Genomic DNA, 21,129 nt, shown 5'->3' with positions numbered 1-21,129 from the left:
TCCCTGCGCTCAGGCGTCGGGCGCGGGCCGTGGGGCGCCCGCTCGGAGCCGGCCCAGCCAGCCGCGCAGCACGTCCCGCCGGACCTCGCCCCCCTCCCCACGTGGCAGCGCGCCGACGATCTCCAGGCGGGTGGGCAGAAACGCCTCCGCGATGCCCAGTCCGGTCAGATGCTCCCGTATCTCCGCCGGACCGGGCGGATCGGCCGCGACAGCGGGCACCACCACCGCACAGGGCAACTCCCCGTGCACCGGGTCGGTGTAGGCGACGACCGCCGCCTCCCGCACCCGTGGATGGGCCAGCAGCCGCTCCTCCACCTCCGCCACCGGCACCATGAAGATGGACCCGGTCCGCCCGCCGTCCCGGGCCAGCACCCGCACCCCGCCGTCGGTGTCCGGCGCCGCCAGGTCACCCGTGTCCAGCCAGCCGTCCCCGCCGGCCCACGTGGCCACCGGCGCCGGACTGCCGTACGACCACGTCGCCAGGCACACCGACGGTCCCCGCACCCGCAGCCGGGACCCGCCCTCGTCCACGCACACCTCCAGCCCCGCCAGCGGACGCCCGCCCACCCGGCCGGGCTGCGGGCTGAGCGTGCCCATGCCGAGCTGGGGCGCCCCCCACACGGACAGCACCTGCGCGCCCAGCGCCTCCCGCAGCCCGTCGAACAGCTCCGGCGGCGTACTGGTGCGGCCCCCCGACAGCAGCAGCCGCGGCGCCCCGCGGTCCCTGGGCCGCTCCTGCCGCGCGGCGAGCACCTCCTGCCAGTAGACCGGCTCGGCGTACGCCTGGTCGACGCCCGCCGAGGACATCAGGTCCAGCCACCGTCCCGCGTCCCACACGTCCTGGTACACACCGGTGCCGCCGACCGCGAGCGGCCAGCAGACGGTGTACAGCAGCGAGGCCAGCGAGGTCAGCGGCAGCGCGCTGAGGAAGACCTCTCCCGGGCGCCTGCCGGGGCCCGCCGGATCGGTCTGCGCGCCGATGTTCGCGTACAGCGTGTTGGGGGAGTGGAGCACCGCCCGGTAGGCGTCGCCGAGCCCCATGACGGTGATCATCAGGCAGACCCGGTCGGCGGCACCGGGCCGCAGCGCCGCCGCCCGGCCCGCCGGTGTCCGCTCGTGCGGGGTGCGCAGGAAGTACGACCCGAAGTCGACCGCACCCGTCGCGGCCGCGTCACCGATCACCACCCGGTGCCGCAGCCAGGGCACGTCCCCGGCCATGTCGGACAGCGCCTCGGCGTGCGCGAAGCCCTGCCACTCGTCCGCCACCACGCAGACCCGGGCCCGTGAACCCTCCAGGATCCGCCGCAGCCCGTGGGCCCGCACGGTGGGCAGCACCGGCACCGCCACCGCGCCCAGGCGCATACAGGCCAGCGTGAGTGCGGCGGTCTCCCACCAGTCGGGCAGCTGGTACGCGACCGGGGCGCCCTCACCGACCCCGAGCGAGGCCAGCGCGGCGGCGAACCGGTCGGTGTACAGCGCGAGTTGCGCATAGGTGACCGTGACGAGGCGCCGCCCGGCGCCCCGGTGGATCCGCTCCGACACGATCGCCGCCCGGTCGGGTGCACGCGCCGCGCCCCGGTACAGATCGTCCAGGAACGTCCCCGTACGCCACCACCCCTCCTCGCGGAACCGCGCGGCCACCTCCGCGGGCGGCACCAGTCCGCCTTCCGGCGGCGCCGACTCGCCGACCAGGTACGTGGATCCGCCTTTCGGGTACGCCGATCCGCCTCCCGGGTACGTCGACCCGCCTTCCGGGTGCGCCCTGGTCATGCCCACCGCCCCACCGCCCCGGCCACCTGCACCCGTGAGGTGCAGCCCAGTCGGCGCATCACCTGGCGTACGTGGTTGACCACCGTCCACTCCGAGAGGTCCAGCCGGGCCGCTATCTGGCGGTTCGTCAGTCCTTCGCCGACCAGCAGGGCGACCTGTACCTGCCGGGGTGTCAGCGGTGGCCGGTCCGCCGCGGCCGGGGCGTCCGCCGCGCGCCGCGCGGGCGCCGGTGCCGACAGGGCCTCCGCGACGGCCGTCCGCGGCGGCATCCGCACCCCTTCGGCCCACGCGGTGGCGAAGTCCGTCCAGCCGAGCCGCGCGCTCAACTCGGTGCGCGCCCGCTCCGCCTGGCTGCGCGCCTCGTCCCGCACCTGCGCGCCCAGTGAGGCGCGCAGCCGGTCCGCCGCCGCCAGCAGCCGCACCATACGGGGCTGCTGCCCGGGCGAGACCCGCCGCAGCAGCAGCGCGAACTCCTCCAGCAGACCGGGGAGTTCCGTACGCTCCCCGATCGACTCGTACAGCCGCAGACTCTCCCGCAGCGCCCGGTCGGCCCGCTCCGGCTCCTCACCCTCCAGCGCCATCGACGCGACGATCCGCAGCGCACCGGCCAGCCCCCGGGCGTCCCGGATGCGCCGGAACGACTCCAGCGACCGGTCCAGCAGCTCCTGCGCCTTGCGCCGCCCCCCGTCGGCGCGCAGCACCGCCGCGAGCGCGGCCGCCGTCTGGGCCGCGGGCCCGGTGAGCCCCAGCGACTCCAGCGTGCTCAGCGCGGTGACCAGGACCGGGTGCGCGCCCTGCGGCTCACCGGCCGCGAGCAGCGCCACCCCCAGATGTGCCGAGGCCAGCGCGCCCTGCCGCCGGTCGCCGGAGCTCTTCGCCAGCGCGATCGCCCGGCGGTGCCGGCGTACCGCCTCCTGAGGGTCGCCCAGCGCGAGCGCGAAGGTCCCCGCCATGTCGGCCAGCCGGGCGTGCACCGCCTCCGGCAGCCCGGGATGTTCCTCCGTCACCTCGTCGCACCGGTTCAGGCCCTCCCGCAGCCGCCCCTGCACCAGCCACGGCAGCCGGCAGCCGAGCGTCATCGCCGCGACCGCCTCGCCGTCGCCGCGCTCGCGCAGGCGGTGCAGTGCGGCCGTCACGTTCGGCCCCTCGGCCTCGAGGATCCGCAGCCACCGCACCTGCTCCGTCCCGGCGAGCCGGGGCCCGGCCGCCGCGACCAGCTCCCGGTACCGCCCGGCATGCGCGTCCAGGGCGGCATCCGCCCGCCCGGCGGACGTGGCCTCGGCACGGCAGTACGACCGGACCGGCTCGGGAACGGCGAAGCACGGCTCCCCCATGTCCCCCATGTCCTCCTGGTCCACCGCCACGACCAGCCCGCGCTCCAGCAGCGTCTCCAGCACGGCCTCGACGGCCGGCTCGGCCATGGACAGTCCGAACCCCCGCTCGTACACCGCCAGTCGCTCCAGCACCTCCCGGGCGGTGCCGTCCAGTCCGGCGAGGGCCGACGCGGCCAGCGCCGCCAGTGAACGGTGGCGCTCCGGCGCGTTCGCGGATCCGCCCGCGAGCACGGTGGTGTTCGGGCGCAGCCGTGCCAGCAGGGTGTGCGGCGGGAAGAGCCGCGACCGTCCGGCGGCCAGCTCCACGGCCAGCGGGAGCCCGTCCAGCAGGGTGCACAGAGCGGCCACGGCCCGGCCGTTCTCCGCGGTCAGCGCGAACGAGGGATCGGCATCCCGCGCACGCCGTTCGAACAGCGCCACCGCCGCGAACTCCCGCAGCTCGTCGGGGTCCGGCTCCGTGGCGCCGTCACCCCCGATCCCGGGCCCGGACCCGAACCCGTGCCCGGGCCGGGCCATGGGCCCGGGCACGGGCAGCGGCCCGACCGGCACCAGCCGCTCTCCGGGCACCCGCAGCGGTTCCCGCGCGGTGACGAGCACCACCAGCCCGGGAACCTCGGTCAGCAGCGCGGCGACGGCCTCGGCGGGGGAACGGACGCCCAGGTCGGCGTCGTCGAGCACGAGAAGCGGCCGCCCCGCCGCCCCGCCCGCGACCGCCTCACCGACCGACGGCAGGTCCCCGCCTGTCGACCGCAGCGCCTCACCCGCCGACCGGAGATCCGTCGCCGGCCCGGCCGTCCACACGCCGGAGAACTCCGCCCCGACCGCACGCACCGCCTCCACGGCCAGCCTGCTCTTGCCGACCCCGCCCGGCCCGGTCAGCGTGACGAGCCGGACGCCCGGATCGGTCAACCGGCCGTGCAGAGTGACGAGTTCCCGCTCCCGCCCGATGAGCTCCGTCACCGGGCAGGGAGGTGCCCACCGTGTCACGGACATCCAGACCCCCTTGCAGACAGACGCCTGAGACAGACGCCTGAGACAGACGTCCTCACACGCTCGCCCACGCCGCCGAAGCGCCGCTGAAGCGAGGGCGCAGCCGCCACACGCCGGGCCGCGTCTCCAGCGGCTGCCCGGCCCCGCCCGACCCCGGCGCGTGCAGGGCCCGCAGCGAGCGGAGCGCGTACGCCTCCAGACGTACGTCCCGCAGCTCCCGGGCCAGATCCAGACACCGCCCGAACCAGACCCGCGCCGCGTCCGGCCCCTCCGACTCCAGCGCCACCAGGGCCAGCGCCCGGCAGGCCTCGTACCGGCCCCGCACATGCTCCGGCGCCGGCATCGCCGTGACCGCCGACCTCAACAACTCCGCCGCCTCCGGCGCCGCGCCCGTGTCCAGACACAGCTCGGCCAGGCCGACCAGCGCCCGCCCGGCCTCCTCCCGCGCGCCCGCGTCGTCCGCGACCGCCCAGGCCCGCTCGTAGTGCTCGCGGGCCGGACCCGGCCGCCGCCACTGCCACGCCAGATCCCCGAGCACCCGCAGCATCCGCGCCTCGGCCGTACGGTCGCCGCACCGCCGCGCGGCCTCCAGGGCCAGCGCGCACACGCCCTCCGCGTCCTCCTCGCCACCCTCCGGCTCAACGCCCCCCGCCAGCCGCACGGTCAGCTCCCACAACCCGGCCTCGTACGCCACGCGCGCCAGCCGGGCCGGGACAGGACGTAAGGGATGTGCGGTGCGCACGGAACGTACGGGATGCACGTGAACCGCCGCCGCCGTCGGCACAGGCACCGGCCCCGGGCCGGTCGTCGTCAGGGCCTCGGCCTGGGGGGCGTACGCCTCGCACATCCGCTCCGTGGCCGCCCGTACCGTCGCCGCGTCCTCCCGGGCGGACAGTTCCTCGGCGGCCAGGAGCCGCAGCAGTTCCGGAAGCCGGTAGCCGCCGCCGGGTGCCACCTCCAGCAGCCCCGCGTCGACCAGGCCCTCCACCAGATCAAGGGCGTCGCCCTCGGACAGACCGAGCACCGCGGCGGCGTGCCCGGGCGCGAACTCCCCGGGCGGCAGCAGCCCCAGCAGCCGAAAAGCCCGCCGCTCGGCGCCCGCACCCGACGCGTACGCCGCCAGCAGGTGCCCCCGCACCTGGACATCACCCGTGCGCAGCACGCCGAACCGCGTGCGCTCGTCCCGCAGTCGCGCCGCCAGCGCGGCGGCCGTCCAGTGCGGGCGGGCGCCCAGCAGCCCCGCCGCGATCCGCAGCGCCAGCGGGTGACCCCCGCACAGTTCGACGATCTCCGCGACGGCCGACGGCTCCGCCGCGCCGTCGAACATCCTGCGCGCCTCCCCGGCCGTCAGCGCGCCGAGCACGACCGTCCGCAGCCCGTCGATCCCGGCGGGCACCCGGTGTCCCGTGATCAGCGCGGCGCTGCCCGGCGCGGCGGCGAGCACCTCTCTGACCTGGGCGGCGGAGTCCGCCCCGTCCAGTACCAGCAGCATCCGGCGGCTGGCGAGCGACTCCCGCGGGCCGCCGTCCGCGGTGCCGTCGGCGCGGCGTACGACATCGTGCAGCAGCCGGACCGCCTCGTCGGCCGTCAGCGGGGTCCGGTCGTCCGACGGACGCAGTTCGAGGAAGAACCGCCCGTCGGGGAAGTCATCCGCGACCCGATGGGCCCCCTCCACGGCGAAGGCCGTCTTGCCGATGCCCGGCATCCCGGTCACGGCCACCCGGACCGCCCCCGGGTCCTCCCGGAGCATCCGCTCCACCTCGGCCAGCTCGGCGCCCCGCCCGACGAACGACGGATCGGCGCCGGGCAGACACCCGTCACCGTGGTGGGCCGATCCAGGGCCGGTCACCTCACCCATGACCGCCCGGTCCACGGCCGCCCGGTCCACGGCCGCTCGGCGCACGGCCGTTCGACCCATGGCCGCCCGACCCTCGGCCGGCCCCTCCCCGGCCGCCCGCCCGGCGGGTGCCTGCGGCTCGCCCCCGGGATGGAGGAGTGCCGGATCGCCCTCCAGGATGCGCCGGTGCAACCGCTGCGACCGCGGCCCCGGTTCGATGCCCAGCTCGTTCACCAGGGTGCGGCGCAGGACGCCGTAGACCTCCAGCGCCTCGGCCGCCCGGCTGCAGCGGTACAGCGCCACCATCAGATGCAGACGGAGGTCCTCCCGCAGGGGATGCTCGGCGGTCAGGGACTGGAGTTCGCCGACGAGGTCGTGGTGCCGGCCCAGCCGCAGGTCCGCCTGGATGCGCTCCCCGAGGGCGGTCATCCGCGCCTCGGCCAGCCGCACCGCGGCACTCTCCAGCAGCGGCCCGTGCGGCGTGTCGGACAGCACGGGTCCGCGCCACAGCCCGACCGCCCGCCGCAGCAGCCGGGACGCCGAGGCGAAGTCGCCCGCCGCGAGGGCCCGTCTGCCCCGCTCGGACACCTCCTCGAACACGGCGGCGTCCAGCTCCTCGCCCACGGCCCGGAGCACATACCCGGGGCTCCGGGTGACCAGCGCGTCCTGCCCGTGGCGCGGGTCGGCCGACCGCAGCAGCTTGCGCACCTGGGACACGTACACCTGGAGCGTGGTCGTCGCGGTGCGCGGCGGTGCGGTGGGCCAGAGTTCGTCGATGAGGGTGTCGACCGAGACCACCTCGTTCGCCCGGACCAGCAGGGTGCCGAGCACCACGCGCAGCTTGGCCGCGCGCGGGGTGTACGAGATGGACGAGCCCCCCGCGTCGGTACCGCTTCCGCTCTCGCCCCCGGGACCGCTTCCGCTGCCGTCCTCGGGACCGCTCCCGGCCTCGGGACCGGTGATCTCCAGCGGGCCCAGGATCCGGAACCGCGTGCCGGACACGGGACGGACCTCAGAAGTCCTGCACCACGAGGGTGCGGGCCTCGGCCACCGTGCGCCGCCGCTGCGTCACCGTGAGCGTGACCGGCACCGAGGGCCGCCCCTCGGCATCGCGCCCGAGCGCCCCCACCACGGCGAAACAGCGCAGCGGCACGTCCAGGTCCGCCTGGCCGCGGAAGTTCACCTCGCAGGAGACCGGCATGCTGCGCTCCGCGGACAGACCGTGCGTACGGCCCGCCGCCAGCAGCGACGCCTGGCGCAGTGACTCCATCAGGTGCAGCCCCGTCAACTGGCCGTCGCCGCCCACGAAGACGGGGCTGACGCCCTCGGTCAGCACCCAGGTGCTCAGCCGGCCGCGCGCGCAGTCCGTCGGCTCACTGATCACCACGTTCTCCGGCAGGTACCGGCCGACCTCGGCGCACGTCGCCGGCCGCGGCGGCCCGTCCGGGAAGTCGTCCAGCTCCGGCATCGCCGGCTGGGCCCGGCGGACGTGCTCCAGATGCTTGCGGTAGAGGCGCGGCATCAGGAACACCAGCCCCGCTGCCCCGGTCCCGCACGACATGCCGTCGATGAGGATCTCGATGTGGAAGTCCAGCCCGCGCGGCACCTCGTCGACGACGTTCGCCGGCCGGACCCTGATATGGGTCGTCACCGGTATGCCGCCCTCCCCGGGAAGCCGGTGCGGCGAGCGCCAGCCGGAGAGGTCGGTGAGCTCGAGCGCGAGGCGGAAGAAGAGGCCGGGCCGGTCGTCCGGCACCCCGAAGTACCGGTGGCCGATGAACTCGCCGACCTCGCGGACCGTCTCCGTCGCGATCTGCACGTCGTGGAAGCGGCCGGGGCCGTCGTTGAAGAGCGGGTGGGCGACCGGCATCTCGCCGGCGAGGGCGAAGTTCTCCTCGCCGGGGCCGGGAACGTCCAGAAGGTAGTGGTCCCGGGGGGACGGGCGGTGGATCAGGTGGCACGTTCCCATGCCCGGACCGGCCGGGACCGTGTGGCTCATGGCGGTGCCGTGATCGATCGTCATGTCCCTCCCCTTGTCCGCCTCCCATCGTGAACACGAGGGCGAGCACCGGGCCAGCCGGACACGGTGGCAGCAAGATGCACGGCAGCAACTGCGCGGCGGCCGGGCGTCCATGGCGACGACACCTTGGCCTCGAGGTCGGCTTTAGCCGTATCCATGCCCCTCGCCCGACCCTGATGTCACTGCCCCGCCCCCGGATTTCCCCCGTCTGCGGGCGGGGCATCGACCTGATGTCCCCCTCTACGCCCGCGGAATGGTGCCCGCGGACACGTGCCCGCGGATCCGCACCCGCGGAATGGTGCCTGCGGATCGCTGCCTGCGGAGGAGCCGAGATGACCGTCACCGGAACCGAGCAGGCGCGGGCCGAGCAGGCGCGGGCCGAGCCGCACGCCCGCCCGAGAGCGGGCGCACGGGCGCGAGGCCGTGCCACGGCCGGTCCGTCGCGCGGGCTCCGGCTGGGCTACGCGTCCGGCTCCCTGGTCACCGGCACGTTCACCACGCTGCCGGGCCTGCTGCTGCTTCCCTACCTCACCGACACCCTGGGGGTCGGCGCCGCGCTGGCCGGGGCGATCGTGTTCCTGCCCAAGGCGTGGGACGCCCTCCTCAACCCGGTCGCCGGCCGGCTCAGCGACCGTACGCGGACCCGTTGGGGTGCCCGCCGCCCGTACGTCCTCGGTGGCGGCCTCGCGGTGGCCGCCGGCTTCGCCCTGACGTTCGCGGGGCTCGCGACCGGCACGGCCGGCGCGTGGTGCGCGGCGGCCGGATTCCTGCTCACCGCCACCGCGTTCGCCTTCTTCCAGGTGCCGTACGTGGCGATGCCCGCGGAGATCACCGACCGCCAGGAGGACCGGGTCCGGCTGGTCGGCGGCCGGGTCACCTTCATCGGCGTGGCAGCCCTGGTCACGGGAGCGGCCGGTCCCGCCCTGGTCGAGGCGGGCGGGGGAGGCGTGGCCGGGCACCGCTGGATGGGCCTGTTCGGCGCGGCCGTCGTCGCGGCCGGAACGCTCGGCGTGTTCCTGGGCACGGTTGCCGCCCCGCCCGGCCCCGTCCAGCGCAGCGAGCCGAGCCTGCGGCGCCAGCTCGCCGTCGCCCGCAGCAGCCCGCCCTTCATGACGCTGCTGCGCTGCGCCCTCGTCCAGTCGGCCGCCTCGGGCGTGCTGATCGCGGGCGCGCCCTACGTTGCGGACCACGTGCTGCCTGAACGGCTCGGCATCGGCCCCTTGGTGGCGGCGTTCGTCGCACCCAACCTCCTCACGATCGGCCTCTGGTCGCGGCTGGGCCGTCGGAGGGGGAACCGTCGCGGCCACGCGGCGGCGTCCGCGCTCTTCGCGGCCGGCTGCCTGGTCTTCCTCGCCGCGCCGGTGCTGCCCACCCCGGCGGTGCTGCTCACCATGGCCCTGGCGGGTGTGGGCCACGCCGGCCAGCTGCTCTTCCTGTACGCGATGCTGCAGGACTGCATCGCGGCGGACACGGTCCGTACGTCACGCCGGCAGGCGGGAGTGTTGTCCGGGGTCTTCACCACCGTCGAGGGCCTGGGCGTCGCCGTCGGCCCGTTCGTCTACGGACTGGTGCTCCAGCTCTCGGGCTATGTCTCCTCCGGAACCGGCCGGGCCGCCGAACAGAGCACGACCACCGGATGGGGCCTGCTCACCGGCTTCGCCGTCCTGCCGGCCCTGGCCACGGCGGCGGCCATCGCACTGCTGCGCAGCTACGACGTACAGGACTCCCGGCGGACACGACCCCCCGCGGAACCGGAACCCCGAACCGACCCCCCGACGAAACCCCACCCCTGACAGTGCCCAGTGCCCTCAATGCAACCGCACCGGCGCATGCGCATCGGGCGGTCCGAGCGGCCTCGCGCCCCCGTCCGCGCCCCTGAGCTGCACCTCCCCGGTGCGATCGGCGGTGACCTCGCCGATGACGGCGGCCTGCCGGCCGTAGGGGTGCGCGTGCAGCGCGGACAGCACCATGGCGGTGCGCTCCTCGGGGACGAACAGGCACAGGCACCCCGCGCAGGCCGCCTCCAGCGGATCGATCCCCAGCGCGCCGAGCGCGATCCGGGCCTCGTACTGCACCGGCAGGGCGGCCTCGTCGACGCGCAGGGTGAGCCTCAGGCCCGCCGCGCACGAGCGCAGCACACGGGCCAGGCCGCCCTCGGTGACGGCACGGGCGTGACGCAGGTGGGGCAGCACCGGGGCGAGCAGGCCGGACAGGGGTGCGCAGTCGCTGGGGACGAGGTGCTCGTAGCCGAGTTCGTGGCGCAGGGAGAGCAGGTGTGCGGCGTGGCCGCCGAGCGGCCCGGTCACGAGCAGCCGGTCGCCGGGCCGTATGTTCCTCTGGTCCAGCGGTGGGCCGGGGGGCCGTACGCCGAGCGCGGTGGCCGTGACGAACACCCGGTCCGCCTCGCCCGCACGCACCACTCGCGTGTCCACCGCCGCGATCTCGACCCCGGCCTCGTCGGCGGCGCGCCGCACCGAGTCCGTCAGCCTGCGCACCAGAGGCATCGGCAGCCCGGCCTCCAGCACGATCCCGAGCGTGAGCCGGCGCGGCTCGGCGCCGCTCGCGGCCAGCTCGTTGACCACCCCGCACACGGCGACCCGCCCCACGTCCCCCGCACCGAAGAACGGGGGATCGACGACGTACGCCCCGGTCCGCACGGCCGGCTCCGGCACACTGCGCAGCAGCCCGGCGACCAGTTCCCGCACCGGCATCCCGAGCCCCACCTGCGCCGTACTCCGGCCGTCCCCCTCAGCTCCCACAGCGGCCCCCCGAGACCTACGAGATCTCCGCGACCTCCGACCGACAAGATCGCCCCGCCTCTCATCCTCCTCCCCGCGCTCCGCGCGGAACACCCACCGACCGCCCGATCAGGGGGCGGTTAGGGGGACCGCATCAGGGAGCCGCTGTTGCCCGTCATGCAAGGAACGGCCAGAGGTAGACCACTCCCGCGACGCACCCCGCGGCGGAGCCGGCCATCCAGTACAAGGAAAAAGTGTTGAGAGGCACCTTGTCCCAAGGCTTCTCCTCCTGCTCCGCGATATCGGCTGCAACCCTTTTCGCGACGGGCATCAGCATGATGACGAACATCATCAGCCCGCAACTGTAGAAATACAGGGTGTGCGAGACGGAATAGCCTTTTACCGCGGCGTTGGGGAACAGGAACGCCCAGCCGGCCAGCGGGGCGATGAACATGCGCCGCTTGGCCTTGGGCGTCGGCATGCACCAGTACATCGCCGCCATGTAGACGACGGTGACCGCGCCCGCGATGAGCCCCCAGTCGTCTGTGGTCAGGTGCGCATGCATGATCGCGGCTCCTCCGGGGCGAAACACGACGTGAAGTTCCATGGCCGGGACGCACGGTCCCGCAGCGCACCCGCGCCGGTGAAATCAGCGAAACAGCAGCCACAGGCATGAGCTGGGCGGCGTGTATCGCGAAGTCCCCAGGCATTTGTGTCGTCTCGGGTCGACGCGCCTCGAAATCGAGTGGCACCCCCCGAAACTGTGGCCCGAATTCACTCGGCGAAAACTGCTCGAACAATCATACGTACCTGGTCTCCTGCCGTGAGTGGCAACTTCCGGCAGCAAGAATCAGCTGAACTCTGCCGCCCTCCGGCAACCTCACGCTCCGGCGGAACCGCTCCCCACCCGGGCGCCAGGCGCCGGCCACATCCCGCAGCTTCTCCGGTGACCCGCGGTGGCGAAGGCTCATGCCGACGGAGGCCGGGACCCGGACTCCGAAGTCGGCCGGCAAGGGGGTGGGCCGGCAAACACGTCAGGGGCCCGATCCGCTTTCACGGATCAGGCCCCTGACCTGGTACTACGGCGTCGGGGTGGCGGGATTTGAACCCACGACCTCTTCGTCCCGAACGCGATCAGGCCCTAGTGTGCCTGCGACCCTGGGCACTCATCTGAGCCTTTGGTTCCTACAGCCGTCCACTACCGTCCGCGAGGGTATGGGTGTGGCTGCATCGTTTGGCCCCCTGTTTGGCCCCCTCAACGACGCATGAGCTATCCGCGCCGCGGTCTGTTGCCTCTGGTCAACTCAGCACGTCCGCGACCGACCGGACAACCGCCTCAGCGAGACGCGGTGGCACGCTGTTGCCAACCTGGGCCTGGACTGACGAACGTGACCCGACGAACTCGAAGCTGTCGGGAAACGTGAAGAGTCGCTTCAGCTCGGGGATGCGCAGGCGCCTGTTCTCCCAATGGAACGGGCCCACGTACGGGCCGGGTTGGGCCTGAATCGTCGGGGAGGGCTTACCAGGGTCCAACTTCAACAGGAAGGACCAGTACCTGCTCCGCCACTTGAACAGCGGATCGGGGTGGCCCCGCTTCTCCGTGTAGAAGAGGTAGTTGTCTCCCGGCGGAACGTCAGGCAGAAGATGACCGAACTGCCCGCCGACGCGCTCTTCAGGCTCTGGATCACTGACGAGTCCCTTCAGGGCCTCGCCGGCTGTGACGTACGGCGCAGCACCTTCTGTACCCGAAGACCTACGCTCCCACTTGCCCGTGTGGGTCGCTGTAGGCAAGGAAGGGATCTTTTCCCCTTCGGGCGCGCCGACGATGAAGAGGCGCGGCCTGGCTTGCGGCACCCCGTAGTCAGCTGCGTTGAGGACTTTCCAGTCAAATTCGTACCCCGCCTCCTTGATCTCTCTCAAGAGTCGATCGAAGGCAGGACGACTGGCCTTGTTGTTGTACGTCAATGCGTAGACGTTTTCGAGCACAAAGGCTCTCGGCTTGGCCTCACGGAGAACGCGCGTATATTCTTGCAAGAGACTGGCGTCGGGGTCCAGTCCGTCTCGTTTCCAGTCCAGCCAGAAGCCAGACTTGGAGAATGGAGTGCAAGGGGGACCGCCGACCAGCAGATCCGGCCGCTCGCCACCCCTTAGGCCAGCGTGCTCCAAAATCTCGTCCGTGGTCGTCATGAGGATGTCATTAACAATGACGGAGTCGAGGTGGGGAAAGTTTTTCTCCATAGTGAGAGCAGCGTCCTTGTTGCGTTCGACCGCTGCCCGAACCTCGAAACCGGCGGCCTCGACGCCAAGGTCCAGGCCGCCAGCCCCGGAGAATAGAGAGATCGCCACCCCTTGATTGTTCATGAGCTGTAGTGTGCCACAAGCGTCCGCAGGTGCGGGAGGGAGGCGCGAAGTCAACCCTGTAGGCTACCGGAGCCGCCCTGTGCGGCTCCGCGCAACCTGTCAAGCTCTGCCTGCTGCGCGGTCATGAGCTTGTTCAGCTGGTTGCTAACTTGCGCGCTGATCTTGAACTGGAAGGCACGCCAGAAGCGGTAGAACTCCTCCGGTGTGTCGAACTCGCCACGTCCCTCTCGGAGGGCGGCGATGGAGTCTACTGCCCCTATGTACTCGCGTGTGGTCGACGAACGTTTCTTGCTGGCGATGCGCCAAGGCTCCTGCACAATAACTTCAAGGTCGTCTACGCGCCAAGCTGAAGCCTCATTCAATGTGTAGATTACGAGAACGTCTAGATGAGTCTCGTAGTCTCCGAAGGGACGGAATGTTCCAGGCCAGTGGAGGGCTGGCCATTTGAAATAAGTGTTTCCGGTATAGAGGGTGATTCTGCTTTGTGTCCGGCCGTTTGGAACTCCGCTTGCGGTGACTGCCCTACGCGCCGCCTTGATGTCAATCGCGTGATGTCCGCCGCCGAATCGAGGTCCACTGACTTCGAGGTCCGGATATCCGCGCTCTGACCCTCGCTGAAAAGCAATCCCGCCTGCCCCGGTGATTGCGGAGATTATGAAGTCGATGATGGAGACTTCGATAATGTTCGCAAGCGAGGCGGGTTCTTTTGGTAGCGGCAGTAGATGACCCCGGGTCGCGAGTTTCTCCTCTAGATCTTGTGGGCCAGTGATTGTGATTGGCCATTCGGCACCCGGGCTATCGGTTTGGAGTACTCCCCTCACGTTGAACTTGTACTGGCTGCAGACCTCGCGCAGCCATTCTTCAATCGTGTCCGCACCTGTCACAGACTGATCTTGTCATGCAAGTCGGCTGTTAGGTCGGGGGAGTTTGATATGCAGGCAATTATCCGATTGACGCCTATTCGCCCAGTATGGTCGTAGGCGGTCAGTTCCAGTGCCTGCTTGTGGGAGCCGTCAGGTCACTGCGGAAGAAACCCGGGTTTCTCCTGCCCGAGTGTTTGTAGGCGTGCCAGGTAGTCCCGGGCCCCAGGTTCTGCGGCGTACCGGCGCTTCATCTCGGCGGCAAGCTCGCGGCTTGTCATGATGAGGGATGGCACCGACTGGCGGTCCCCTTCGAGGGCTCGTTCCCCCATGATGAGTGCCTGTTCCAGATCGCCTTCACGTGCCGCCGTGACTCCGAGGGTGACGCGCGCTTCGGCGTTGCGCATTGGTGAGCGCTCGGTGCCGTCGAAGTCTGTTCCTGCCCTCAGCACCTCTTCGGCGAGCGTGCGCGCAAGCTTGTCTTCGCCGACCAGGCGGTAGCAGTCCATCGCGTAGAAGTCGAACTTGGCTGGGTCCACCACGAAGTGGTTGTCCAAGTTCTCGGGGTACGGCATCCCTTCGAGCAACCGCCGCCCCTTGTCCAAGGCGACCTCGACTTGCCGGCGGTCCCCGATCCGCGCCCATGCCTTGGCTTCCTGGCCTGCGAGCTGCACGGCCACGCCGTGGTGCTGTGCCGTCTCTGCTCCAGCCTGCGCCGCTGCGATGACGCCCCGGTAGTCGCCGGTCGTTAGGGCGAACCACGCCCGCATCTCGTGTGCCCAACCGGCGACCTCTGCGTGATCAGCCTCGGTCGCGAGCGAGAGCGCGGCCTGTCGGGTCGACTCGGCCGCGTGGCGGTCGCCTGTGTCGTACTCGACGCAGCCGACCAATAGCGCGAGCCAACCGGACAGCGCGAGCACCTCCCGGTGCTGTGCGAGCGTGAGGCTCTTCTTGTGGAGGTCGACGACGCGTCGGAGCCACTGCCGCCCCTCGATGAGGAGCTGTTCACTCGGCATGAACGGGTATTCCGAGGCAAGCCGGTCCGCTGTGATTCGCAAGGCATCAAGCGTGGCGTTGTCGACATCGGACCGGTTGAGACGGCTGACGATCTCCAGCGTCTCCATGCCAGACGCTGCAAGGATCTCCCTGTCTCCATCCCGCCGCGAGGGTGCCGGGAAGAGCGCGTGCGTCACGGTGCCGAAGAGGGCCGCGATGATCGGTTGATAGAAGTCGTTCGGCATCTGGCCTGACTCCCAGCGCTTCCACTGGCGAATCATGCTGTCCTCCGCCGGCAGCTCCGTGGGAGCGTGCGCCCGCAGTGCCCTCACTGCCTGACGCTGCGACCAGTCGCGCGCCGTTCGTTCGGCAGCAATGCGCCGAGCCCATGCGGGCCTGTCGTCGGTCATGTGCCCTCCTCCGAGTGCCTACTCCGAGTCTCACCCGCGCGTCAGGGGGACAGGGAAGGGGACAGAGGGGTGTCACTGGACATGTCCCCACCTCCGCCGTGCCGTCCCCTAGCTGTCACTTACCTCACAACTACCGTTCCTCGCATGCTGGTTGCAGATCACGCACCACCCGGGGCGGAGCGCTCTTCGAGTGCTGCGACCCGTTCAGCCAATGCCTGAATCTGGGAGCGGATGTCCTTGATGTCGTCGCGTACGTCGCCGGTGGGGGCCGACCCGTCACCGACGAAGTTACCGAGGTTCCCGGCCGAGACGATGAGCCCTTCGGCCCGAAGTGCTGCCAACCCGTTCTGGATGGTCTGGCTCGCGAACCCGAATCGGTCCATCAGCTCTCGCTGCGACGGGAGCTTGTCTCCCGGCTTCATTTTTTTGATGTCAGCGCGTAGTGCGTCCGCGACCTGCACCGCTTTCGACTTGGGGCCTCCTGTGGCAGTCATGCTCTGAGCGTACCCACCACAGCGAACTAGCGCGCATCACTTCACAAGGGTTGTGCACCACAGCAGACTAGTGCACGCTAGTCAGTGAGCGGCCTCGCGGAATTCCGTGGGCTAGCCGCCTGATCTGCACGAATGCACGGGGCGGGGACGCTGCAATCCCGCCAAAGGCCAGGTGGAACAGGGTTTCGGCCCGTACTGGCGAGGTGGCCCGGCGACCGCGAGCAACGGCCGGAGAGTGGGGACGTGGTCCCCCTTGCAGTGCTTCACCCCTGTTGACCCCGTGGAAAGGACACCTGATGTACCGACGAAGACCGTGAGCGCCGCCGCGACGGACCGGCTGGCGGCGCTGTGCGACAAGCCGGTCCGTCTCTGGTTTCGCAGCCGATGAGCTGCGGCCGGCTGCCTCCCTCGCCCGTCCGTCTCACGTACTGCGTGTGGACGTACGGGCGGGAGGCGGGGAGCCGGAATCGACTCCAACGGCGCGAGCCCCCGGTGCGGGAACACCGGGGGCTCTGTTCGGGCCGTTCCTCGCTGGAAGGAACTACGACCCATGAACCACGTTGTCACACTTCAGGACGCCATCACGGCGTTCGCCGACTTCATCGAGCCGACCGCTGCTGAGCTGGACGCGATCGAGCAGGAGATGCCCGTGATCCTGGCGGACGTCGACCTGTTGGACGCGCACATCACCACCCTGGACCGCATCCCGAGCGAGCTGGACGAGCGGCGCATCCGTCGGGCCCGGCGCCGGGCGCTCGCCGCCCGGGTCGCGCTGGTCAACCGCGCGGCGGGTGCGAGCCTTCCCGGGGGTGCCGCGTGACACTGGACGACCTCGCGGTCCCCCTGCGGGCGCTGCGGCTGCTGGCCGTGGACTTCGGTCACCTGCCCGCCCCCGACGTGGACGTGTCCCTGCTCTACCCGGAGCAGTTGCGGCTGGCTTTCCACGACACCTCGTGCGAGAGCCTGGCCGCGTTCGAGGAGTGGCGCACCGCGTTGCAGATCGCCCCGGACGCGGTCGACTCCCACACCCAGAGCGACGGTCAGACCCTCGTGCTCAAGGCCGAGGGACCGTTCGCCGGCGCGGTCGTGATGCTGACCGCCTATGCCGACGTGCCGGTCAACGACCGTGCCCCGGCGGGGCAGGCGGGAGGTGCCCAGTGAAGGCGAAGACGGTTCTGCCGGCTGTCGCGATGACGGCCGTGTCCATGGTGCTCACCCTCGCGGTGGTCATGATGTGGCTGGGGGCGGCGGTGCCGTGGCCGGTCGCGCTGGTCGTGGGTCTCGGTATCGACGGTGGATGGCTGGCCACCCTCGCCTACGAACGGCGTCTCGCGGCACAGGGCGACCACAGCCGTGCGGTCACGGCGGTCGGCTGGTCTTTCGGCATCCTCGCCGCCGGCGTCCTGGTCGCCCACGCGCTGACCGCTGAGCACTCAGCCGGCGCGTGGCTGGCCGTGGCGTGGCTGCCGATCGCGGCGAAGGCCCTGTGGCTCGTGCACAGCCTGTGGGAGCGCACCGCGCTCACGCCGCTCGCGCTGGACGCGATCCGGGGAATCCAGCAGGAGGCGCGCGACGAAGCCGCCGTGGCCCGTGCTCGGCTGCGGGCGGAAGCGGCCACCGAGGAGACGCGGCTGGCGGCCGTGACGGAAGCCGGTGCCCGCGTCGCACGCGTCCAAGCCAAGACCTCACGGACCCTCGCGGGCGCCTGGTCGACGCTGGAGGCCGCTCGCAGGGGCGAGGAGACTGGCAGGGCCCTGACCAGCGTGACGACACCCGTCACGCCCGGCGTCACACCCCGCTGGGAACTGCCCGTCTGGGGCCCGACCGAGCCGGTTCCGGCGCTGGAGACAGCCGCCCCGGCCCTGTCGGATGATGCGCTGGACACCCTCGTTCACGACATCCGGCACAGCCAGACGCCGCCCCTGTCCTACCGGGAGATGGCTGCCCGCTTCCGCGCAGCCGGCCACTCCGCCTCCGAGGTCCGGTTGCGGGCTGCGTGGAAGCGGGTGGCCGCGTGAGTACCCTCGCCGCGCTCTTACCGGCCGTGCCGCCCATCATCGGGTGGGCGGTACACGCCCGATGGCTGCACGGACGGCTGACCACCGCCCGACGTGATCCGCTCACCGGGTTGTGGACGCGGGACGCGTTCACCCGGCGGGCCCGCCGCCTGCTGCGCGACCCCCGCGCCGTGGTCGTGCTGGCGGACGTCGACCACTTCAAGCAGATCAACGACACCCACGGCCACGCGGCCGGTGACGTACTGCTCGCCACGGTCGCCGCCCGCCTCACCCACGGCGCCACCCCCGGCGGAGTAACCGGGCGGCTCGGTGGGGATGAATTCGCCGCCGTCGTGGTCGACCGCGACGGCACGATGGCCGATCGGTTGCACACCCTCGCCCGCGTCCTGGCCCGGCCGGTCGACGCCGCACCCGAGGTACACACCACGGTGTCCCTGGGGTGGGTGCGGGCTGCCGACCACCCGGGCGAGGACCTGTCCGCGCTGCTGCGCCGCGCTGATGAAGCCATGTACGCGGCCAAGCGGTCCGGCCGGTCCGGTCCCCGCAGGGCCCGTCTCGGGCGGCTGCTCGGGTCGGTCGCCGGCCGCCGTCCCGGACGGCGCGGCGCGGCGTGAGCACGCTCCCGGTCTTCCGGTGGCGCCTGGCCCCGGACGGCTACGCCACCCGCCGCCAACTGCGCGCCCGTGGCCTGCGGCCCGGTGGCCAGGACGTGGCCGCGCAGCTCGAACGGCCGCGCCGCCGCCGCGGCCCGCTGGTCGCCTACCTCTACCGCATCGACCTGGCCAAGCCGGTCCGGCCGATGACCCCGGCCCGGCGGGCGGCGCTCGCCAAGGCCAACGCCGCCCGGCGCACCTGCCCCGCCTGCGCTCGGGACGCCGGCTACGTCATCCCCACCTCGCTCGGCATGTGCGTTTCCTGCGCCTACCCCGAGCAGTACGCCGCCTGAAGTCCCGGCGGGGCCGGTCCGCTCACCTCCTACAGCGACGGACCGGCCCCGCCTTCCCTCTGCGAGAGAAGGAAGTCTCAGTGAAGCATCCCGACGACGACCACGAATTGTTCAACCGCCTGGAAGCCGAAATGGCCGCCGAGCAGGGCGCCGACGTGGTCGACTTGGACAAGGCCCGCGCCGCCCGCGAACCGGCCCCCGCCACCGGCCCGGAGCCGGCCGGCCCCGGTACGCCGGTCATGGTCGACCAGAGCGCCCCCGCGGCGACTGGTCACGGCTACCTCGGCCGGCTCGCCGGCGCCCGCCGCCGCGGGGTCGTGCCCATCTGGCTGAAGTCCGTGACCGAGCTGCGCACCGCCGCCGGGTGGGTGGCCCGCCACTACGCCCACACCGCCGGGTATCACGCGCTGCGTGCTCCCATCTACGCCGCCAGGCTGGCGCTCCAGGCCCCGGCCGGTGCCGCGAAGTTCGTTGGGGGCACGATGCGGTGGGTGGCCGACCGTGAGGGCGAACCGGTCCGGCTCGCCGCCGTGCGGCGTGAGGACGCTGCCGAGTACCTGAAGCTGTCGCGGCAGCGTGACGGACGGGTCCGGCTGCGGACCCTGGTCGCCGCGCTCTCGATGTTCACCGGTCTCGGTCTGGCGCTCGCCCTGTACGTGCTGGCCCCCGACTGGCTGCAAGCCGTCTCCGTGAGCGCGGTCGTCCTCGCCCTGGGGGCCGCCGGCCGCAAGGCGGATGCCCCGGTCGTGCACCGGGCGGTGGAGCTGCCCAAGGCGACCAAGCTCACGTCCGACATCGTGCTGCGGGCGCTGGGGGCCCTGGGGATTCCTGCGATCAACCAGGCGCAGGGCAAGGGGCGGGACGGGTTCGAGTTCACCGCCCCCATCACGCGCGACGGTCCCGGCTGGCGTGCGGAGGGCAACCTGCCCTACGGCGTGACCGTGACGGACATCATCGAGCGCCGTGAGCGGCTCGCGTCCGGTCTGCGCCGCCCGCTGGGGTGCGTGTGGCCCGAGGCGGTCCCCGACGAGCACACCGGGCACCTGGTGCTGTGGGTCGGGGATCAGGACATGTCGCGGGCGTCTCAGCCGGCGTGGCCGCTGCTGAAGTCGGGCAGCGTGGATCTGTTCAAGCCGGTCGCCTACGGCACCGACCAGCGCGGCCGGTGGACCGAAGTCACGCTCATGTACATCGCCGGCGTCATCGGCGCCATCCCCCGCATGGGCAAGACCTTCCTGCTGCGGCTGCTGCTGCTCATCGCGGCACTCGACCCGCGCGCGGAGCTGCACACCTACGACATGAAGGGCACCGGCGACCTTGACCCGGTGGGCAACGCCGTGGGCTACCGGCACGCCGCCGGCGACGACGACGAACCCGTCCAGTACGCGCTGGACGACTTCCGGGCCCTGCGCGAGGAACTGCGCCGCCGCACCAAGGTCATCCGGTCCCTGCCCCGGGACATCTGCCCCGAGTCCAAGGTGACGTCCGCGCTCGCGGACAAACGGTCACTCGGGCTGCACCCGATCGTGCTCGGGGTGGACGAGTGCCAAGTCCTCTTCGAGCACCCGGACCACGGCAAGGAGTTCGAGGAGATCATCACTGACCTGGTCAAGCGCGGCCCCGCGACCGGGATCGTGGTCCTGCTGGCCACGCAGCGCCCCGACGCCAAGTCGCTGCCCACCGGCATCAGCGCGAACGCCTCGGCACGGTGGTGCCTTAAGGTGATGGGCCAGCTGGAGAACGACATGGTGCTCGGCACCTCCGCCTACAAGCGCGGCGTGCGGGCGACCATGTTCGCCTGGGGAGACAAGGGCATCCACTACTTCGTGGGCGAAGGCTCCGACGCCCGCATCGTCCGCTCCGTCTACGTCGACGCCGGCGGCGCCGAAGCCATCGCCGCCCGCGCCCGCCGCGTCCGCGAGAAGGCCGGACTGCTCGCCGGCCACGCCCTCGGCGAGGCACCCGAGCCGACCACGGCCGCCTACGACCTGCTCGCCGACATCCTCGCCGTCGTCCCGGCCAAGGAAGCCAAGGCATGGTCGGAAACCATCGTGACCCGGCTCGCAGACCTGCGCCCCGAGGTCTACGACGGATGGGACCCCGACGCGCTCGCCGCCGCCCTCAAGCCGCACGGCGTGTCCACCATCCAGGTCGGGCGCCGGGTGAACGGCAAGGTCGTCAACCGGCGCGGCGTCGACCGCTCCCACATCACCACCGCAATCGCGGAGCGTGACGGAAAGCGAGACGCGGGCTGACGCTCCGGGGCCGCTAACGATAGCGGCAGCCCCCGCTAACGTTAGCGGCCCCGCTAGCGCCCCACACCGCCTCTGATCAGGCCGCTAGTGGATAGCGGCC

At 72.0% G+C, this 21,129-nt stretch carries 17 protein-coding genes; 7 read left to right on the top strand and 10 right to left on the bottom strand.

The genetic code is table 11. The annotated features are described in order from the left end of the window. Window positions 1-9: 9 nt before the first annotated feature. The 4 genes from IE318_RS22120 to IE318_RS22105 are packed head-to-tail and all read right to left on the bottom strand — an operon-like array spanning window position 10 to window position 7,954. Window positions 10-1,770, bottom strand: coding sequence for an AMP-binding protein (locus tag IE318_RS22120; RefSeq protein ID WP_189902919.1), 1,761 nt, complete (start codon window positions 1,768-1,770; stop codon window positions 10-12). Next, window positions 1,767-4,097 (bottom strand): ATP-binding protein, encoded by a 2,331-nt coding sequence (locus tag IE318_RS22115; protein ID WP_189902917.1) that lies wholly within the window; start codon window positions 4,095-4,097, stop codon window positions 1,767-1,769. Before IE318_RS22115 ends, IE318_RS22120 begins: the two co-directional genes overlap by 4 nt. Window positions 4,098-4,149: 52 nt before the next feature. Continuing rightward, a complete protein-coding gene (locus tag IE318_RS45090; RefSeq protein WP_229903664.1) occupies window positions 4,150-6,933 on the bottom strand; it encodes an AfsR/SARP family transcriptional regulator in 2,784 nt (927 codons plus the stop codon). 10 nt (window positions 6,934-6,943) lie between these two features. After that, complete coding sequence (locus IE318_RS22105) at window positions 6,944-7,954, bottom strand: AfsA-related hotdog domain-containing protein (RefSeq protein WP_189902915.1); 1,011 nt, start codon at window positions 7,952-7,954, stop codon at window positions 6,944-6,946. A gap of 329 nt (window positions 7,955-8,283) precedes the next feature. Between IE318_RS22105 and IE318_RS22100 the strand changes: the two genes are divergently transcribed. Continuing rightward, the gene (locus IE318_RS22100) at window positions 8,284-9,744 is read left to right on the top strand and encodes an MFS transporter (protein WP_189902913.1); all 1,461 of its coding nucleotides are present in this window, start codon (window positions 8,284-8,286) and stop codon (window positions 9,742-9,744) included. A gap of 15 nt (window positions 9,745-9,759) precedes the next feature. Here the strand turns inward: IE318_RS22100 and hypE are convergent, their stop codons facing one another. The 6 genes from hypE to IE318_RS22070 form a co-directional block, all read right to left on the bottom strand. Beyond that, window positions 9,760-10,662 (bottom strand): hydrogenase expression/formation protein HypE, encoded by a 903-nt coding sequence (gene hypE, locus IE318_RS22095; RefSeq protein WP_189902911.1) that lies wholly within the window; start codon window positions 10,660-10,662, stop codon window positions 9,760-9,762. A 202-nt stretch (window positions 10,663-10,864) separates the two neighbouring features. Further along, window positions 10,865-11,254: a hypothetical protein gene (locus tag IE318_RS22090; RefSeq protein ID WP_229903663.1), complete on the bottom strand. Its 390-nt coding sequence runs from the start codon at window positions 11,252-11,254 to the stop codon at window positions 10,865-10,867. Between the two features lie 734 nt (window positions 11,255-11,988). After that, window positions 11,989-13,050 carry a DNA cytosine methyltransferase gene (locus tag IE318_RS22085; protein ID WP_189902909.1) on the bottom strand — a complete coding sequence of 354 codons (1,062 nt, stop codon included), beginning with the start codon at window positions 13,048-13,050 and terminating at the stop codon, window positions 11,989-11,991. Window positions 13,051-13,100: 50 nt separating this feature from the next. Further along, the gene (locus IE318_RS22080) at window positions 13,101-13,934 is read right to left on the bottom strand and encodes a type II restriction endonuclease (protein WP_229903662.1); all 834 of its coding nucleotides are present in this window, start codon (window positions 13,932-13,934) and stop codon (window positions 13,101-13,103) included. Between the two features lie 134 nt (window positions 13,935-14,068). Next, window positions 14,069-15,316: an NsdA family TPR-like regulatory protein gene (locus IE318_RS22075; protein ID WP_189902907.1), complete on the bottom strand. Its 1,248-nt coding sequence runs from the start codon at window positions 15,314-15,316 to the stop codon at window positions 14,069-14,071. Between the two features lie 158 nt (window positions 15,317-15,474). Further along, a complete protein-coding gene (locus IE318_RS22070; protein WP_229903661.1) occupies window positions 15,475-15,810 on the bottom strand; it encodes a winged helix-turn-helix domain-containing protein in 336 nt (111 codons plus the stop codon). Between the two features lie 550 nt (window positions 15,811-16,360). Between IE318_RS22070 and IE318_RS22065 the strand changes: the two genes are divergently transcribed. The 6 genes from IE318_RS22065 to IE318_RS22040 all read left to right on the top strand — a co-directional run bounded on the left by IE318_RS22065 (window position 16,361) and on the right by IE318_RS22040 (window position 21,029). Then, the gene (locus tag IE318_RS22065; protein ID WP_189902905.1) at window positions 16,361-16,630 is read left to right on the top strand and encodes a DUF6284 family protein; all 270 of its coding nucleotides are present in this window, start codon (window positions 16,361-16,363) and stop codon (window positions 16,628-16,630) included. Next, window positions 16,627-16,971, top strand: a complete 345-nt coding sequence (locus IE318_RS22060; RefSeq protein WP_189902903.1) for a hypothetical protein — start codon at window positions 16,627-16,629, stop codon at window positions 16,969-16,971. The genes IE318_RS22065 and IE318_RS22060 overlap by 4 nt, the downstream gene beginning before the upstream one ends. Beyond that, window positions 16,968-17,828, top strand: a complete 861-nt coding sequence (locus IE318_RS22055) for a protein spdB (RefSeq protein ID WP_308438585.1) — start codon at window positions 16,968-16,970, stop codon at window positions 17,826-17,828. Before IE318_RS22060 ends, IE318_RS22055 begins: the two co-directional genes overlap by 4 nt. After that, window positions 17,825-18,442 carry a GGDEF domain-containing protein gene (locus IE318_RS22050; protein WP_189902901.1) on the top strand — a complete coding sequence of 206 codons (618 nt, stop codon included), beginning with the start codon at window positions 17,825-17,827 and terminating at the stop codon, window positions 18,440-18,442. Before IE318_RS22055 ends, IE318_RS22050 begins: the two co-directional genes overlap by 4 nt. Next, the gene (locus IE318_RS22045) at window positions 18,439-18,774 is read left to right on the top strand and encodes an RRQRL motif-containing zinc-binding protein (protein ID WP_189902899.1); all 336 of its coding nucleotides are present in this window, start codon (window positions 18,439-18,441) and stop codon (window positions 18,772-18,774) included. Before IE318_RS22050 ends, IE318_RS22045 begins: the two co-directional genes overlap by 4 nt. Before the next feature lie 80 nt (window positions 18,775-18,854). After that, window positions 18,855-21,029, top strand: coding sequence for a cell division protein FtsK (locus tag IE318_RS22040; protein WP_189902897.1), 2,175 nt, complete (start codon window positions 18,855-18,857; stop codon window positions 21,027-21,029). Window positions 21,030-21,129 lie beyond the last annotated feature (100 nt).

This window comes from Streptomyces spiralis (genome assembly GCF_014654675.1).
GTDB classification, from domain to species: Bacteria; Actinomycetota; Actinomycetes; order Streptomycetales; family Streptomycetaceae; genus Streptomyces; species Streptomyces spiralis.
This window is presented reverse-complemented; position numbering and strand designations above follow the sequence as displayed.

What these genes read in the sequence shown, in the direction of transcription:
- IE318_RS22065 (WP_189902905.1), top strand. Translation starts at nt 16,361, where the DNA reads ATGAACCACGTTGTCACACTTCAGGACGCCATCACGGCGTTCGCCGAC.
- IE318_RS22115 (WP_189902917.1), bottom strand. Translation starts at nt 4,097, where the DNA reads ATGTCCGTGACACGGTGGGCACCTCCCTGCCCGGTGACGGAGCTCATC.
- hypE (WP_189902911.1), bottom strand. Translation starts at nt 10,662, where the DNA reads ATGCCGGTGCGGGAACTGGTCGCCGGGCTGCTGCGCAGTGTGCCGGAG.
- IE318_RS22100 (WP_189902913.1), top strand. Translation starts at nt 8,284, where the DNA reads ATGACCGTCACCGGAACCGAGCAGGCGCGGGCCGAGCAGGCGCGGGCC.
- IE318_RS22090 (WP_229903663.1), bottom strand. Translation starts at nt 11,254, where the DNA reads ATGCATGCGCACCTGACCACAGACGACTGGGGGCTCATCGCGGGCGCG.
- IE318_RS22120 (WP_189902919.1), bottom strand. Translation starts at nt 1,770, where the DNA reads ATGACCAGGGCGCACCCGGAAGGCGGGTCGACGTACCCGGGAGGCGGA.
- IE318_RS22085 (WP_189902909.1), bottom strand. Translation starts at nt 13,050, where the DNA reads ATGAACAATCAAGGGGTGGCGATCTCTCTATTCTCCGGGGCTGGCGGC.
- IE318_RS22105 (WP_189902915.1), bottom strand. Translation starts at nt 7,954, where the DNA reads ATGACGATCGATCACGGCACCGCCATGAGCCACACGGTCCCGGCCGGT.
- IE318_RS22075 (WP_189902907.1), bottom strand. Translation starts at nt 15,316, where the DNA reads ATGACCGACGACAGGCCCGCATGGGCTCGGCGCATTGCTGCCGAACGA.
- IE318_RS22070 (WP_229903661.1), bottom strand. Translation starts at nt 15,810, where the DNA reads ATGACTGCCACAGGAGGCCCCAAGTCGAAAGCGGTGCAGGTCGCGGAC.